This window comes from Massilia genomosp. 1 (assembly GCF_011682185.1).
GTDB lineage: Bacteria > Pseudomonadota > Gammaproteobacteria > Burkholderiales > Burkholderiaceae_D > Telluria_A > Telluria_A rubra.
Genome location: NZ_WHJF01000005.1, coordinates 99,926 through 114,381, shown reverse-complemented (window position 1 = coordinate 114,381; position 14,456 = coordinate 99,926). Strand labels below are relative to the sequence as shown.

General features: G+C 63.8%; 13 protein-coding genes. 9 read left to right on the top strand and 4 right to left on the bottom strand.

Annotated elements, in window-relative coordinates; genetic code table 11:
* Positions 1-53 precede the first annotated feature (53 nt).
* The 5 genes from F1735_RS03370 to F1735_RS03350 are packed head-to-tail and all read left to right on the top strand — an operon-like array spanning position 54 to position 5,954.
* The gene (locus F1735_RS03370) at positions 54-2,279 is read left to right on the top strand and encodes an LPS-assembly protein LptD (protein WP_167235602.1); all 2,226 of its coding nucleotides are present in this window, start codon (positions 54-56) and stop codon (positions 2,277-2,279) included.
* 32 nt (positions 2,280-2,311) lie between these two features.
* Positions 2,312-3,715: a peptidylprolyl isomerase gene (locus F1735_RS03365; protein WP_229505607.1), complete on the top strand. Its 1,404-nt coding sequence runs from the start codon at positions 2,312-2,314 to the stop codon at positions 3,713-3,715.
* 2 nt (positions 3,716-3,717) lie between these two features.
* On the top strand, positions 3,718-4,767 hold the full coding sequence (gene pdxA / locus F1735_RS03360; RefSeq protein ID WP_167235601.1) for a 4-hydroxythreonine-4-phosphate dehydrogenase PdxA: 1,050 nt from the start codon (positions 3,718-3,720) through the stop codon (positions 4,765-4,767).
* A gap of 34 nt (positions 4,768-4,801) precedes the next feature.
* Entirely contained in the window at positions 4,802-5,587 is a 786-nt protein-coding gene (rsmA, locus tag F1735_RS03355) for a 16S rRNA (adenine(1518)-N(6)/adenine(1519)-N(6))-dimethyltransferase RsmA (protein ID WP_167235600.1), read from the top strand.
* A 13-nt stretch (positions 5,588-5,600) separates the two neighbouring features.
* Positions 5,601-5,954, top strand: a complete 354-nt coding sequence (locus F1735_RS03350) for a DUF5710 domain-containing protein (protein ID WP_167235599.1) — start codon at positions 5,601-5,603, stop codon at positions 5,952-5,954.
* Between the two features lie 163 nt (positions 5,955-6,117).
* Here F1735_RS03350 and F1735_RS03345 read toward each other — a convergent pair whose 3' ends face one another.
* Entirely contained in the window at positions 6,118-8,370 is a 2,253-nt protein-coding gene (locus F1735_RS03345; RefSeq protein ID WP_167235598.1) for a PhoX family protein, read from the bottom strand.
* A 219-nt stretch (positions 8,371-8,589) separates the two neighbouring features.
* On the opposite strand from F1735_RS03345, the gene F1735_RS03340 reads away from it, so the two are divergent.
* Entirely contained in the window at positions 8,590-9,708 is a 1,119-nt protein-coding gene (locus F1735_RS03340; protein WP_167235597.1) for a serine hydrolase domain-containing protein, read from the top strand.
* Between the two features lie 263 nt (positions 9,709-9,971).
* Here the strand turns inward: F1735_RS03340 and F1735_RS03335 are convergent, their stop codons facing one another.
* Entirely contained in the window at positions 9,972-10,586 is a 615-nt protein-coding gene (locus F1735_RS03335) for a hypothetical protein (protein WP_167235596.1), read from the bottom strand.
* Between the two features lie 50 nt (positions 10,587-10,636).
* Positions 10,637-11,245, bottom strand: a complete 609-nt coding sequence (locus F1735_RS03330; protein ID WP_167235595.1) for a hypothetical protein — start codon at positions 11,243-11,245, stop codon at positions 10,637-10,639.
* Positions 11,246-11,472: 227 nt separating this feature from the next.
* Between F1735_RS03330 and F1735_RS03325 the strand changes: the two genes are divergently transcribed.
* Together F1735_RS03325 and hrcA are read left to right on the top strand one after the other, a co-directional pair.
* Positions 11,473-12,189, top strand: coding sequence for an HAD family hydrolase (locus tag F1735_RS03325; RefSeq protein WP_167235594.1), 717 nt, complete (start codon positions 11,473-11,475; stop codon positions 12,187-12,189).
* A 129-nt stretch (positions 12,190-12,318) separates the two neighbouring features.
* Positions 12,319-13,335, top strand: coding sequence for a heat-inducible transcriptional repressor HrcA (hrcA, locus tag F1735_RS03320; protein WP_166893655.1), 1,017 nt, complete (start codon positions 12,319-12,321; stop codon positions 13,333-13,335).
* Between the two features lie 40 nt (positions 13,336-13,375).
* On the opposite strand, the gene fur is transcribed toward hrcA, so the two are convergent.
* Positions 13,376-13,804, bottom strand: a complete 429-nt coding sequence (gene fur / locus F1735_RS03315; RefSeq protein WP_126073843.1) for a ferric iron uptake transcriptional regulator — start codon at positions 13,802-13,804, stop codon at positions 13,376-13,378.
* Between the two features lie 90 nt (positions 13,805-13,894).
* Here fur and F1735_RS03310 point away from each other — a divergent pair, with 90 nt between their 5' ends.
* Positions 13,895-14,455, top strand: coding sequence for an outer membrane protein assembly factor BamE (locus F1735_RS03310; RefSeq protein WP_167235593.1), 561 nt, complete (start codon positions 13,895-13,897; stop codon positions 14,453-14,455).
* The last annotated feature ends 1 nt before the right edge of the window (position 14,456 follow it).

Here is a 14,456-nt window from a genome sequence, read left to right as displayed (position 1 = left end):
TAAGGGATTAACCTCAAAAAATCGCCTGCCATGGTGTTTGCACACGTCATTTCATGAGCTTGAAAAAACCGGCAGCTCCCCCCTCGCAGCGTTGGGCCTATGCCCTGACGGCGCTCGTCACCGCCACCGCGGTGCCGCTGCACGCCCAAACCGTCCAAAAGCGCGAACGTACCGAAGATCCCAACCTGCCCGTCACCGTGCGCGCGGAAGAAATCTCCGGCCGCCCCGAACGCGAACTCATTCTTGAGCGCAAAGTTGAATTGAGCCGGGGACAAACCCGGATGAAAGCCGACCGCGCCTGCTTCAAGAATGTCGAGAATGAAGTCACCGCGAACGGCAATGTCTGGATGGAACGCTTCGGCGATACCTACACGGGCGAGGAGGTGCAGCTGAACCTGTCGTCGGGCAAGGGCTGGGTACTCCATCCCGAGTACCGCATGGAGGTCAACAATGCGCAGGGCTCGGCCAGGCGCGTCGACTTCATCAGCGAAGACGAGGCCATCGTCAGCGACGGCACCTACACCACCTGCGAAGGCTTGTTGCCCGACTGGTACCTGAAATCGAACACCCTGCGCCTGGACGCCGGGCGCGATGTGGGCGTGGCCGGCAAGACGGTCATCTATTTCAAGGGCGTGCCGATCATCGGCGCGCCGGCGCTGTCGTTCTCGCTGTCGGGCGCGCGCCGCTCGGGCTGGCTGCCGCCGACCATCGGTTTCCGCTCCAAGGGCCGGGCCGAAATCCTGCAACCTTATTATTTCAACATCGCGCCGAACCGCGACCTGACCGTGTATCCGCGCTGGATGCTCGACCGTGGCCTGCAGATGGGCGCGACCGGACGCTATATCGGCGAAAACGACTACGGCGGCTACGAGGGCAAGACCCACGCCGAAGTCCTGCTCAACGACAAGATCACCAAGACCGACCGCTGGCGCTTCGATTCGCAGCACACCCAGGGCGTCGCGCCCGGCTGGTCGTATGGCTGGAACCTGAAGGCGGCCTCGGACGATAATTATCCGAGCGACTTCTCGCAGTCGATCTCGACCAGCGCGGAACGCCAGCTGATCCGCGAAATCCGCACCGACTACCGCACCCGGTTCTGGAGCGCCTCGGCGCGCGTGCAGAGCTACCAGGTGCTGCAGGACCCGGTCTCGGCGACCGACCCGAGCCGCACCGTGCCGCGCCCCTACGACCGCTTGCCGGAACTGCTGTTCCACGCCGGCCGCTACGACGTCAAGGGCTTCGACTGGGCGGTCGACTCGGAAATGACGCGCTTCTCGCATCCCGACCTGCCGACCGGCAACCGGGCGGTGGTGGTCTCGCAGCTCAGTTATCCGATCGTGCGTCCCGGTTATTTCGTCACGCCCAAGCTGATGCTGCACGCCAGCGCCTACGAGCTCGAAAAAACCAAGGCCGACGCCCCGCGCACGCTGACCCGCACCTTGCCCACCTTCTCGCTCGACAGCGGGCTGGTGTTCGAGCGCGACGCCAAGCTGACCGGGCGCAAGATGACCCAGACCCTGGAGCCGCGCCTGTTCTACGTCTACACGCCGTACAAGGACCAGAGCAAGTTCCCCAACTTCGACACCTTCGAGGCCACCTTCAACCTGGCCCAGATCTTCAACGAAAACCGCTTCATCGGCAACGACCGCGTGTCGGACGCCAACCAGGTGACGGCGGCCCTGGTCTCGCGCTTCTTGGAGACCAACGGCGCCGAGCGCCTGCGCCTGGTGCTGGGCCAGCGCTTCTACCTGAACGAGCAGCGCGTCCAGCTGGCCAACACGCCGCGCACCGAAAACCGGTCCGACGTGCTGCTGGCCGCCTCGGGTCGTATTTCCGACAAATGGAGCTTCGACAGCGCCGTGCAATACAATGCCAGCGCCAGCAGCGTGGTGACGCAGAACTACGGCGTGCAATGGCAGCCGGGCGAGAAGAAGGTGATCAACGCCGAGTATCGCTATTTGCGCGACGTCGTCAAGAATGCGATGGTATCGTCCCAGTGGCCGCTGTCGAAACGCTGGTATGGCGTGGGCCGGGTCACGTATTCGGTGCTGGAACATAAAGTCGTCGAGAGCCTCGTCGGTCTCGAATACCAGGCCGACTGCTGGGTGTTCCGCATGGGGGGGCAGCGTTTCGTGACCACCACGCGCAACACCTCGACGCCGATCTTCTTCCAGCTGGAACTGAACGGCTTGTCCAAGCTCGGTTTCGGCAGCCCGCTCGAATCGTTTTACAAGAGCGTTCCAGGCTATACGAGACTGAACCAGGGCTCGGGCCGCTAAGCGGGACGTCGGATTGTTTTATTCACATGAATATGAGTTCCCAGATTATGCGCAATATCCGTATGCACCAACTCAAGATCGCCGCCGCCCTGCTGTGCGCCCTGACCGCCGGCCAGGTGGCCGCGCAAGCCACGCCGGCCAAACCTGCGGCCGCCGCCGCCAAGCCGTCCAGCGGCTTTTTGCCGCCGGCCTCGGCCTCGGCCAACGTCATCGATTCGATCGCCGTGGTGGTCAACGATGAAGTCATCACCCGCAACGAAATCAGCGCCCGCGTGCGCGCCGTCGAAGGCGCGATGAAGTCGCAAAACGCGCCCGTGCCCGAGGCGGCCGACCTGCAGCGCCAGGTCATCGAACGCATGATCGTCGAACGCGCCCAGATGCAGCTGGCCAAGGAGATGGGCGTGCGGGTCGACGACACCATGCTCGACCGCGCCATCGGCCGCATCGCCGAGCAGCAGAAGCTGTCGGTGCAAGAGATGCGCAACCAGATGGAAAAGAGCGGCACCACCTTTGCCGCCTTCCGCGAAGAGATCCGCAGCGAAATCATGATGCAGCGCCTGCGCGAGCACGAAGTCGACAACAAGATCCAGATTTCCGACGCCGAAGTCGACACCTACCTGGCCGCCGAAAAAGCCGCCGCCGCCGACAAGGTCGAGATGAACCTGGCGCAGATCATGGTGCGCATTCCCGAAAACGCCTCGCCCGAGCAGATCGCCGCGCGCCGCGCGCGCGCCGACGATGTGATGCGCCAGTTGCGCACCGGCGGCGACTTCGCCAAGATCGCCGCCACCTACTCCGATTCGAGCGATGCGCTCAAGGGTGGCGAAATCGGCTGGCGCGCCGCTGACCGCTTGCCGCCGCTGTTTTCCGACGCGCTCGGCAAACTGAAACCTGGCCAGGTCACGCCGGTCCTGAAAAGCACCACCGGTTTCCACATCCTGAAAATGGTCGACAAGCGCAACCTGGCCGACGCCAGCGCGCCGGCGGCGGTGCAGCAGACGCGCGCGCGCCACATCCTGCTCAAGGTCAGCCCGACCATGACGGCGGCCGACGCCAAGCGCAAGCTGACCGAATTGAAGGAACGCCTCGACAACAAGGCTGCCAAGTTCGAAGAACTGGCGCGCCTGTTCTCCAACGACGGTTCGGCCAGCAAGGGCGGCGACCTCGGTTGGCTGTACCCGGGCGACACCGTGCCCGAATTCGAAACCGTCATGGCCACCCTGAAACCGGGCGAACTGAGCGACGTCATCGAAACCCCGTACGGCTTTCACCTGATCGAAGTCATGGAACGCAAGAGCGATGACCAGAACAAGGAACGGGTGCGCATGGCTGCGCGCCAGGTGATCCGCGACCGCAAGCTCGAAGAAGCGACCGAAGACTGGGCGCGCCAGGTGCGCGACCGCGCCTACGTCGAATTCCGCGACGAGAACAAGTAAGCATGCGCCAGGCAAGCATACGGCCGGCGATCGCCATCACCACGGGCGAACCGGCCGGGATCGGGCCGGAAATCTCGATCCGCGCTGCCTGGGCCATGCGCGCGCAGGTCAACTGCGTGCTGCTCGGCGACGCCGCCTTCCTGGCGCTCACCGCCAGCCTGATCGACCCCGATATCAAACTGGCCGCCTTGTCGGTGCAGGCGCTGCGGAGCGGCGGCCTGCCGCACTTCGGCCCGGCGCGCATCTGCGTCATCGACGTGCCGCTGGGCGCCCATGTGGTGCCGGGCGTCCTGGACCCGGCCAACGGCCGCGCGGTGCTGGCCACGCTCGACCTGGCGGTCGAAGGCGCACGCGCCGGCTGGTTCGACGCCATGGTCACCGCGCCGCTGCAAAAGAGTACCATCAACGACGCCGGCGTGGCCTTTTCGGGCCATACCGAATACCTGGCCGAACAGACCGCCACCGCGCAGGTGGTGATGATGCTGGCCGGCGAAACCGCGCCTGACAATGTTGCGCTGCGGGTGGCGCTGGCCACCACCCATTTGCCGCTCAAGGATGTGTCGGCGGCGATCACGCGCGACGGTTTGGCGCGGGTGATCGATATCATTCATCACGACCTGAAAACCAGATTCGGCATTGCCGCCCCGCGCATCCTGGTCACCGGCCTCAATCCGCACGCGGGCGAGAACGGCTACCTGGGACGCGAGGAAATCGACACCATCACGCCGGCGCTGGAAGATGCGCGCGCGCGCGGCATCGACGCGCGCGGCCCGTATCCGGCCGATACGCTGTTCCAGCCCAAGTACCTGATGGACGCCGACTGCGTGCTGGCCATGTACCACGACCAGGGCCTGCCGGTGCTCAAGTACGCCACCTTCGGGCGCGGCGTGAACATCACCCTCGGCCTGCCGCTGATCCGCACCTCGGTCGACCACGGCACCGCGCTCGACCTGGCTGGCGCCGGGCTGGGACAAGCCGACTGCGGCAGCATGGAGCAGGCCATCCGCACCGCATTGCAGATGGTCGACGCACAGCGCGCATCACAGCCTTAGACCGCACCCTTAGAACAGAATCGAAAAGAAGAATATGAAACACGTCGCCCGCAAGCGCTTCGGCCAGAATTTTTTGACCGACAAACTCGTCCTCGATAACATCATCGACGCCATCGGACCCGAGAAGGGCCAGGCGATGGTCGAAATCGGGCCGGGCCTGGCCGCCATGACGGCGCTGCTGCTCAAGCGCCTCGACCACATGCACGTGGTCGAACTCGACCGCGACCTGGTCGCGCGCCTGGAAAACAACTTCCCGCGCGAGAAGCTGACCATTCATTCGGGCGACGCGCTCAAGTTCGACTACGGCCTCATTCCGGTACCGGAAGGGCAGAAGCTGCGCGTGGTCGGCAACCTGCCGTACAATATTTCAAGCCCGCTGCTGTTCCACCTGGCCGACTTCGCGCACCTGATCGAAGACCAGCATTTCATGCTGCAAAAAGAAGTCGTCGAACGCATGGTGGCGGCGCCCGGCAGCAAGACCTACGGACGCTTGTCGGTGATGCTGCAGTGGCGTTACGACATGTCGCTCATGTTCATCGTGCCGCCGACCGCGTTCGACCCGCCGCCGCAGGTGGAATCGGCCATCGTGCGCATGCTGCCGGTGCCGCCCGAACGCAAGCTGGCGTGCGACGGCCCGACCCTGGAGGCGGTGGTGATGAAGGCGTTCTCGCAGCGCCGCAAGGTGATCCGCAACTGCGTGGCGGGGATGTTTACCGAGGCCCAGCTGGTCGAGGCGGGGATCGATCCGTCCACGCGTCCGGAGACGGTCAGCCTGGAGCAGTACGTGGCGCTGTCGAATTTGCTCAAGAAACCGGCCTGACAGGAGGGCAGTCATGATCATGCTCAAAGTGCCGTACGCCGAAAAAGACGAGGCCAAGGGCCTGGGCGCGCGCTGGAACAAGGATAGCAAGCTGTGGTACGTGCCGGACGGGGTCGATGCGGCGCCGCTCCAGCGCTGGGTGCTCAAGGGCGTGCCGCCGCCAGCGTCGGGCAAGCCATCGGGTGCGCCGGCAGGCAGGGTCGATTCGTATGTGGGCAAGCAGGTCGTGGGAGCGCGCTATGCGGCGCTGGAACACGGATGCAATCCGTTCGAGGCGTGCGTGGAGTGCGGGCCGAAGCTGGCGGCGTCGGGATGGGCGGATGCGCGTGCCGAAGTGCTGCGGATTGTGGCTGGGCTGAAGACCTGATCTGGTTCCTTCGCTAACCGTTGGAGCCGTCGTCCCCGCGTAGGCGGGGATCCATAGCACCTATGATCAACGGTGCTATGGATTCCCGCCTGCGCGGGAATGACGGTTTTGAGGCAGGTGGGAACAAGGCCTGATCAGGCCGGTCCACCTTCCAAATCGCTCCTTACGTCCCGATCCGGCCACCATCATTCTTGGTAATGACGATGGTCGCCGAACGCGGGCGCTTGCCCGGGCCGTAGCCGGCGTTGCTCGGCCACTGGCTGGTGTACTTCGACGGATCGGCCAGGTTCGCCTGCGCCGTGGTCTCGCCCGGGTGCTGGATGTTGATGAACATCGACTTGCCATCCGGCGTTTCACAAATCCCCGTGATTTCCGAACCCGCCGGCCCGACCAGGAAGCGCTTGAGCGTGTCCGCTGTCGGCTTCTTGCCCACATACGTATCGACCGCCAGGGTGCCGCCAGCCGCTTTCGGATGGTTCAGGGTGAGCTTGGCGCCGTCGCCGACCGTGCCTGGCACCGCGGCCAGCATCATGCAATTGGTGACGTCGGTGTAGGCGCCATCGTCGGTCTGGATCCAGCAGATGCCGGTGTACGGGCTGAACGCCAGGCCGTCCGGGCTCGAGAAATCCTGGTCCGCCGTCAGGTTCGACAGGTTCACGAAGCCGCCGGCGGCGCCCGTTTCGGCGCCGAACAGGTATACATCCCACGTAAAGCTGGTCGCGGCAGCGGCGCCGGCGCCTTCTTTCATGCGCAGGATATGGCCGTTCGGGTTACCGCTTTGGGCCGAGCTGCCTTTCATGTCGGTGTAGGCGCGCGGGTTGGCGCTGTCCGGCGCCAGTTGCGACGAGGTCGGGTCGACCGCGCGGTTCGAGTTGTTGGTCAGCGAGTAGTAAATTTCGCCGTTGGCCGGATTGACCGAGCACCATTCAGGACGGTCCATCTTGGTCGCGCCCACCGCATCGGCGGCCAGGCGGGCGTTGATCGCAATGTCGGCCTGGTCGGCGAACTTGTATGCGCCGTACGCGGCGATGGCGGCGTTCGACATGGCCAGCTCGATCCACTGTCCGCTGCCGTCGGCATTGATCTTGGCGACATACAGCTTGCCGCTGTCGAGGTATTTGTCGCCGGTGGCCATGCGGTCCGTGGCGGTGGCGTCGGCGGCGGCCCAGACGGCGCTCGAGACGAATTTGTAGATGTACTCGTTGCGCGAATCGTCGCCCATGTAGACAGCGAGCTGCTGGCCGACCACCGGGTTGCCGAAGGCAGCGCTTTCGTGGGCGTAGCGGCCCAGGGCCGTGCGCTTCTTGGCCGACTTGGACTTGTCGTACGGGTCCATTTCGACGATGTAGCCCATGCCGTTCATTTCGTTGCGGTAGTCGTCGCTGCCGTCCGTCGACGCGCCTTTTTTGCTGATGTCCCAGCGTGCGTACTTGTCGTCGGTGCCGGCGCTTTCCCAGCCGTGGCGCGAGGTGGCGCCCTGGTTGCGGCCGTAGCGCTTGAGCGAAGCGATGCTCTTGTCGCCGGCACGGGCGGCGTCGTCGGCGGCGCCGCGCACGAAGTAGCCGGACCAGTTTTCTTCACCGGTCAGGAACGAGCCCCACGGCGACTTGCCGGTGCCGCAGTTGTTCAGGGTGCCGCGCGTCTTGGTGGCGCTCGGCGAGTATTTGGTCTTGAGCAGGGCATTGCCGCGCGCGGGACCGGACAGTTCGATGTCGGTCAGCGGGGTAATGCGGCGGTTGAAGGAGGACTCTTTGACATACGACCAGGCCGCGCCGCTCTTCTTGACTTCGACCACGCTCACGCCGTGGATCGCCACTTCCTTGTCCACTTCGGACGCGGGGCGCGGCAGGGTGGTCACGCCGCCATTGGCGTGCAGGAAGAAGGACGACAGTTTCGAGTCCGTGGTCGCTTCATGGTTCACGGCCAGCAGGCCGCGGTCGGAACTGCTGGTGGTGGCGCTGCCGGTGGCCGACAGGCCATAGAACTCCATGCCGTCGTGATGGTCGCCGGCGCGGGTGTCGAAGTTGTCGTCGGTGCCGTCGTTCTTGAAGGCCGGGGTGGTGCCATTGAGCGGGTCGCCCAGCGCATAGATGACCGAGGCGGTGTAGCCGGCCGGGACGCTGACCATGTCGGCCAGGCTTTTCGGCACGGCCGTGAAGGCCAGCAGTTTTTCAGCCGGGACCGGCGGCGGGGTCGGCGTTGGCGTCGGCGTGACCGGCGCCGGGTCGTCGCTGCTGCAGGCCGACAGACCGACTGCGCCGAAAATCGCCGTGGCGGCCGAGGCCATGCCGCCGCGCAGCAGGCTGCGACGGCTCAGGCGGGCGTTCAGTACCGTGTTGAAGTGTTCGTTCGGCGAATCATTGCAGTCGATGTCATCTGGATCGATGGCGCTAACCAGATCGTTTGGCTTGTTCATGAAGGTCCTATGGCTGGGGGTTGATTTAGCAAGCCGGATTCTAGCCAGCCCAGATGACCGTGCCGTGACGGCAAGATGACAGGAAGATGACAAGCTATCAATCACCTGTCCGGTCCATTCAGAAATATCATTTCCAAATAGCCAACATTGCCCATTTTCATGCCATGATGGCGTGGCGCTTGCCGACCGGTTCGCCCCTACCATAAGGAACGTCATTCGATGAAATTTCCACGCACATTGTGTTTTCTGCCCGTCACCTTGGCTGTCAGCCTGCCCGGTGCGGCCGTCCTGGCGGCGCCTGCCGCCGGGGCCGCGCCAGTGGCCGAGAGCGCTGCCAACAAGGCGGTCCTGGAATATATTCGGGCCGAAATGCAGGAACGCCGCATCCCCGGCATGCAAATCCTTGTGATCCGGCATGGGAAGATGGTGCTGTCGGGCGCGTTCGGGGTGGCCACTATCCAGCACAAGGTGCCGGTGGGCGAGGGCACCGTGTTTTCGATCAATTCCGCGACCAAATCGTTTACCGGCGTAGCCATCATGCAGCTGGTCGAGCAGGGCAAGCTGGCGCTCGATGCGCCGGTCTCGCGCTACCTGGACGGTTTGCCGGGGTCGTGGCAGGGCGTGAGCATCGCCCAGTTGCTCAACCATACGTCCGGCCTGCCCGACGTCCTCGATGAGGAAGGCGATCTGCTGCCGGGCGGCATGGACGGAGCGTGGAAAACCGCCCTGGGCACGCCACTGCAGTTTTCACCCGGCCAGCGTTTCAGCTATAACCAGACCAATTATGTGCTGCTGGGGAAAATCATTGACCGCCTCGGCGGCAAGCCTTTCGTGGACTTCATCCGGGGCGGGCAGTTCGAGGTGGTGGGCATGCCCAACAGCAGTTTTGGCGACACCGGCGACATCATCATGGGCAAGGCCAATTCCTACCGCTTCCGGGGCAGCGAGCTGCGCAATGTGGTCGAAGAATTCCCCCCGGCCATGCGCACCGGCGCCGGCATGAATACCACCGCGACCGAGCTGGGCAAGTGGATCGTGGCCCTCCAGCAAGGGCGTCTGCTCACGCCGGCCAGCCTGGCGGCGATGTGGACGCCATCGACCTTTGCCGACGGGCGCCCGGCCCCGTGGGCCTTGGGCTGGCCGGCGATCCGCCGCGGCCTCGGGGTGCAGCGCGCAGTGGCCGGCAACGGCGGCGGACGTTCGGCTTTTTATGTGTATCCCGACGACGACCTGGCGGTCATCATCCTGACCAACCTGGCCGGGGGCCGGCCGGACCAGTTGATCGACACCGTGGCCGGTTTTTATGTGCCGGCCCTGCGCAAGAGCGCCGTGCGCTGAACCGCACGCCAGGGCAGCGAAGGCGGCCACGCCTGTAACGCCGGAACGGCGCCGCAAGCCGGAACGCAGGCTGAACGCAGGTGAGAACGAAAGCCGGGACAAAAAAAAGCCCGCTGTGAAGCGGGCTTGAAATCCAATTCTTTTTGAGGAGAGTTGGAGGAGACAGGTGCAATTATGCTGCGCTACAGCATATCAGGCCAATTTATCTTTGTAATATCAGTTATGCCTTTTGCAAATATCACCTGCGCAAGCCCTCGATCGCCTTACTTTTCGCGGCACAGCACGTTGACGTTGGTCACCTCGGCATCGCCCATTTCGCCGATGCCACGGTCGACCGAGCAGACCAGCTTGCCGCCGTCCGGCTGTTGCAGGACCGATACGCCGTAGCTGGTGCCGAAAGCGATCGCAGTGCCGAATTTATACGTTTGCGCATCCTTGGCGACCTTGATCCTGTCGCTGCTGCCGTTGATCAGCACCAGGTTCTCGCCCACATACGGCTTGGCCGCGCCATCGGCGCCGACGATCTTGACGTTGCCGCCGAGCAGATAGGTATAGTCCCTGCACGTAATGGTGACGCTGATGGACGCCTGGCGCCCGGCGGTGTCCGTGTTGTTGTCCGGGGTGCAGTCCTGGTGCAGCGCACTGGTTTTCACCTTGACGTCGTACTGTACGCCGTATTCGATGGTGTTAGGAAAGCGGAAGCTGGTGGCCTTGGCATCGACCGGCAAGTCGTTCATGCCGATATTGCTCAGGACCAGGCCCGAGTACTTCAGGTTGACGACTTTGCCTTCGACAGGGAAGGTCGCTTTGCCGCCGCACGCGGCCAGGCCCAGGGCGAGGGTCAGCAGCAGCGAGTGGCGCAGGACGGATGACTTCATGAAATTCTCCAGAGAAGATGGCGCCGCCCGCTCGGGGGCGGCGGCCGGGATCAGTTGCAGGTGATGAGGATATTGTCGACGTCGGTCTTGCCCATCGTGCCGATCGCGTTGTCAATGCGGCAAATCAGGCCGGGCGGCTGCTGCAGCACGCTCAAGCCGTACGCCTGGGTTTCGCCGACTTCGCCAAACTTGGTTTTCTTGTCTGCGGACTCGGTGGTCAGGTTGAACGCGGTCTCGTTGGCGGCAATAGTGAGGCGATAGGTGCCGTTGATGATCACCAGCGGACCGCTGGTCAGGCCGACGATCTTGCCTTTGACATCGTGCGGTTTCAGGGTGCAGCTCACGCCGATCTGGCCGATGCCGTAGTTGCTCGACTTGCCCTTGCCGTTGACCATCTTGCAGGTGGCGTTCGAGGGAATCGATTTGAAGGTAATGTCGTATTCGGTATTGACGGCGATCAGGTTCGGGAATACGAAGCTGCTCGCGAACGGCTCGACCTTCAATTCCGGTCCGCCCTTGTTCTGCAGCACCAGACCGTCGATGGTGACGCCCTGGACGCTGCCGCCCAGTTGCATGGTGCCATCGTCGTCGCCGCCGCAAGCGGCCAGGCTGAGCGCGCACGCAAGTGCCACGGCGGAACGCAGGTACAGATTTTTCATACTTTCTCCAAAACGAATGCGGGTAAGGTGGGGAGGCTGGGCCGCCGACGGACAGCCTGATATGGGCGTCATTTTAGAGCATTTGTCAACGTCGCGGCTCATTGCCTTGTATCGGGGTGTGATGCGGCCGCCGTGGCGCTCCCGTCCTGCTGCGCGCGCCCGACAGTCCGGTTGATTTTCAAGCCCTGCCTCGCTATGCTGGAAGCGGACCAACTACCGAGAAGAACATGCCGACCACGCCACGCCGCACCTGGCCCAAAGCCATCCTGTTCGACCTGGACGATACGCTGTGGCCGATCGCCCCGGTCATCCTGCAAGCGGAGCAAACCCTGCACGCCTGGCTGCACAGCAATGCGCCCCGGGTGGCCGAGCGCTTCACCATCGACGCCCTGCGCCAGGCGCGCCTGGCCTTGCTGGCGCAGCAGCCCGAATTCGAACTCGACCTGGGCGCCCTGCGCCGCGCCGGCCTGCTGTCGGCCTTCGAAGCGGCTGGCGAAGACGCGGCCAAGGTCGAGCAGGCCATGGTCCATTTCTATGCCGCGCGCAACGCCGTCATCCCCTACGACGACGTGGTGCCCGGCCTGTTGCGCCTGAAAGGCCGCAGCATGCTCGGCTCGGTTACCAATGGCAATGCCGACCTCCAGGCGATCGGCCTGTCGCACCATTTCAAGGTCTCGGTGGCGGCCAGCCAGTTCGGCCGCGCCAAGCCCGACGCCGCCATTTTCCTGGCCGCCTGCGCCGAGCTCGGGGTCGACCCGGCCGACGCGGTGTATGTGGGCGACGATGTGCTGCTCGACGTGCAGGGCGCCCAGCGAGCCGGCCTGCGCGCGGTTTGGCTCAACCGTACCGGCAGCGAGCGCCACCTCGAACACGGCGTGGCGCCGGACGCCATCTGCCGCAGTTTCGACGAGTTGCTCGACTGGCTCAAGCGCGAGCACGACTGAGGCGCCGAATGCGGCGCACGCGCCGCGCCGGCCACATAAAGCCCCGCCGCGCTGGCGAACGTGCATAATAAGCGCATCAGCACTCGTGCTTGGCCTTGTTTTTGTCCTTACCGCCCCTCACCTAGAATCATGCAACTCGATACCCGCGCGCAAACGCTGCTCAAAGCCCTGGTCGAACGGTATATCGCCGACGGCCAGCCGGTCGGATCGCGCGCGCTGTCGAAAATCTCCGGACTCGACCTCTCGCCCGCCACCATCCGCAACATCATGGCCGACCTGGAAGAACTCGGCTATGTGGCCAGTCCGCACACCTCGGCCGGCCGCATTCCGACCCCGCGCGGCTACCGCATCTTTGTCGATACCTTGCTGACTGTGCAACACCTCGACGAGCACGCGGTCGACGCGCGCCTGCGCCTGCCGGCCCAGCAGCCGCAAAAGATGATCGCCAATGCGGCGCAGATGCTGTCGTCGCTGTCGCAGTTCGCCGGCGTGGTGCTCAGCCCGCGGCGCGAATCGGTATTCCAGCAGATCGAATTCCTGCGCCTGTCCGAAAAGCGCATCCTGCTCGTCATCGTCGACCCGCGCGGCGACGTGCAGAACCGCCTGCTGTTGACCGAAGCCGACTACACGCCGGCGCAACTGGTGCGCTCGGCCAATTACATCAACCAGAATTACGGCGGCCTGTCGTTCGACGACGTGCGCACGCGCCTGACCAAGGAACTGCGCCAGTTGCGCGACGATATGGGCAGCCTGATGCAGGCAGCGGTCGAAGCCGGCAGCGAGGCGATGACCGACCAGTCGGACGACATGGTCATTTCCGGCGAGCGCAACCTGCTGAGCGTGTCGGACCTGTCGTCCAACATGAGCTCGCTGCGCCAGATGTTCGACATGTTCGAGCAAAAGACCGGGCTGATGCAGTTGCTCGATGTGTCGAGCAAGGCGACCGGGGTACAGATCTTTATCGGCGGCGAGTCGAACCTGGTGCCGATGGATGAAATGAGCGTGGTGACCGCGCCCTACGAGGTCAACGGCAAGATCGTCGGCACCCTGGGCGTGATCGGGCCGACCCGCATGGCGTACGAGCGCGTCATTCCGATCGTCGATATCACCGCCAAGCTGCTCTCGAACGCGCTCAGCCACTCGTGAGCCTCGCGTAGCGCGTGGCGTAGCGCGGCGCTCGCCAAGCCTACGTCTTGTGGGGGCAGGCTGGCTTGACGCAGTTGCCGTAAATCGCCAGCGCGTGTTCGGCAATCTTGAAGCCGCGCTCGACCGCCACCTTGTGCTGGCGCGATTCGATTTCGTCGTCGTAGAACTCTTCCACCCTGCCGCAGTCGAGGCACACCAGATGGTCGTGGTGGGAGCCGGCGTTGAGCTCGAAAATCGCCTTGCCGGTTTCGAAATGGTTGCGGTTGAGCAGGCCCGCTTGCTCGAACTGGGTCAGGACGCGATACACGGTGGCCAGGCCGACATCCATATTATCGGTCAACAAAATCTTGTAAACATCTTCCGCGGTCAGGTGGCGCACCTCGCTGTTCTGGAAAATCTCGAGGATTTTCAGGCGGGGCAGGGTGGCTTTCAGGCCGCTGGCTTTGAGGTCGCTGGGATTGTTACTCATGTTTGTTACTCGTATATTGGCGTAGTGCTTTATCATATAGCGTTTTAGACGGAGGTGCCTAGGCTTCCGTACAACGATTTGAGGTCATCTATGCCTGTCGATACTGCCGTTTTGCCCCGTTTTAGCCTGCGCGCGCCCCTGATGGCGACCTTGGCCGGGGCCGTCCTGAGCCTGTCCGGCTGCACCATGTTCGGCGGCGCCAAGGATCCCGTGGTCCCGGTCAGCGCCTCGCCCGACGCCGGCGCCCAGACCGTCCAGGCCAGCAAGCTGCAAAAGTTCCTGTGGATCTTCTCGCCATATCGTCCCGACATTCAGCAAGGTAACTTCATCTCCCAGGAAATGCTGACCCAACTCAAGGTCGGCCAGACCCGCGAGCAGGTCAAGTTTCTCCTCGGCACACCGCTGCTGACCGACATCTTCCACGCCGACCGCTGGGACTTTCCGTTCTACCTGGCGCGTGGCAATGGCGAGCTGACCAGCAGCCGGGTCACGGTCTACTTCAAGGATAACAAGGTCGAGAAATTCGACGGCGGCAACCTGCCAACCGAGAAGGAATACATCGCGCGCATCGCCGGTCCGTCCAAGGTGGCCGCCAAGGAAGCGCCGAAGCGCGAAGAAGCCGGTTCGGCCTCGATCAAGATCAATAAGTAAG

Excerpts from the sequence above, each read along its gene's own strand:
- F1735_RS03310 (WP_167235593.1), top strand. The coding sequence starts at position 13,895 with ATGCCTGTCGATACTGCCGTTTTGCCCCGTTTTAGCCTGCGCGCGCCC.
- F1735_RS03350 (WP_167235599.1), top strand. The coding sequence starts at position 5,601 with ATGATCATGCTCAAAGTGCCGTACGCCGAAAAAGACGAGGCCAAGGGC.
- F1735_RS03345 (WP_167235598.1), bottom strand. The coding sequence starts at position 8,370 with ATGAACAAGCCAAACGATCTGGTTAGCGCCATCGATCCAGATGACATC.
- F1735_RS03365 (WP_229505607.1), top strand. The coding sequence starts at position 2,312 with ATGAGTTCCCAGATTATGCGCAATATCCGTATGCACCAACTCAAGATC.
- F1735_RS03370 (WP_167235602.1), top strand. The coding sequence starts at position 54 with ATGAGCTTGAAAAAACCGGCAGCTCCCCCCTCGCAGCGTTGGGCCTAT.
- pdxA (WP_167235601.1), top strand. The coding sequence starts at position 3,718 with ATGCGCCAGGCAAGCATACGGCCGGCGATCGCCATCACCACGGGCGAA.
- rsmA (WP_167235600.1), top strand. The coding sequence starts at position 4,802 with ATGAAACACGTCGCCCGCAAGCGCTTCGGCCAGAATTTTTTGACCGAC.
- hrcA (WP_166893655.1), top strand. The coding sequence starts at position 12,319 with ATGCAACTCGATACCCGCGCGCAAACGCTGCTCAAAGCCCTGGTCGAA.
- F1735_RS03340 (WP_167235597.1), top strand. The coding sequence starts at position 8,590 with ATGAAATTTCCACGCACATTGTGTTTTCTGCCCGTCACCTTGGCTGTC.
- fur (WP_126073843.1), bottom strand. The coding sequence starts at position 13,804 with ATGAGTAACAATCCCAGCGACCTCAAAGCCAGCGGCCTGAAAGCCACC.
- F1735_RS03325 (WP_167235594.1), top strand. The coding sequence starts at position 11,473 with ATGCCGACCACGCCACGCCGCACCTGGCCCAAAGCCATCCTGTTCGAC.
- F1735_RS03335 (WP_167235596.1), bottom strand. The coding sequence starts at position 10,586 with ATGAAGTCATCCGTCCTGCGCCACTCGCTGCTGCTGACCCTCGCCCTG.
- F1735_RS03330 (WP_167235595.1), bottom strand. The coding sequence starts at position 11,245 with ATGAAAAATCTGTACCTGCGTTCCGCCGTGGCACTTGCGTGCGCGCTC.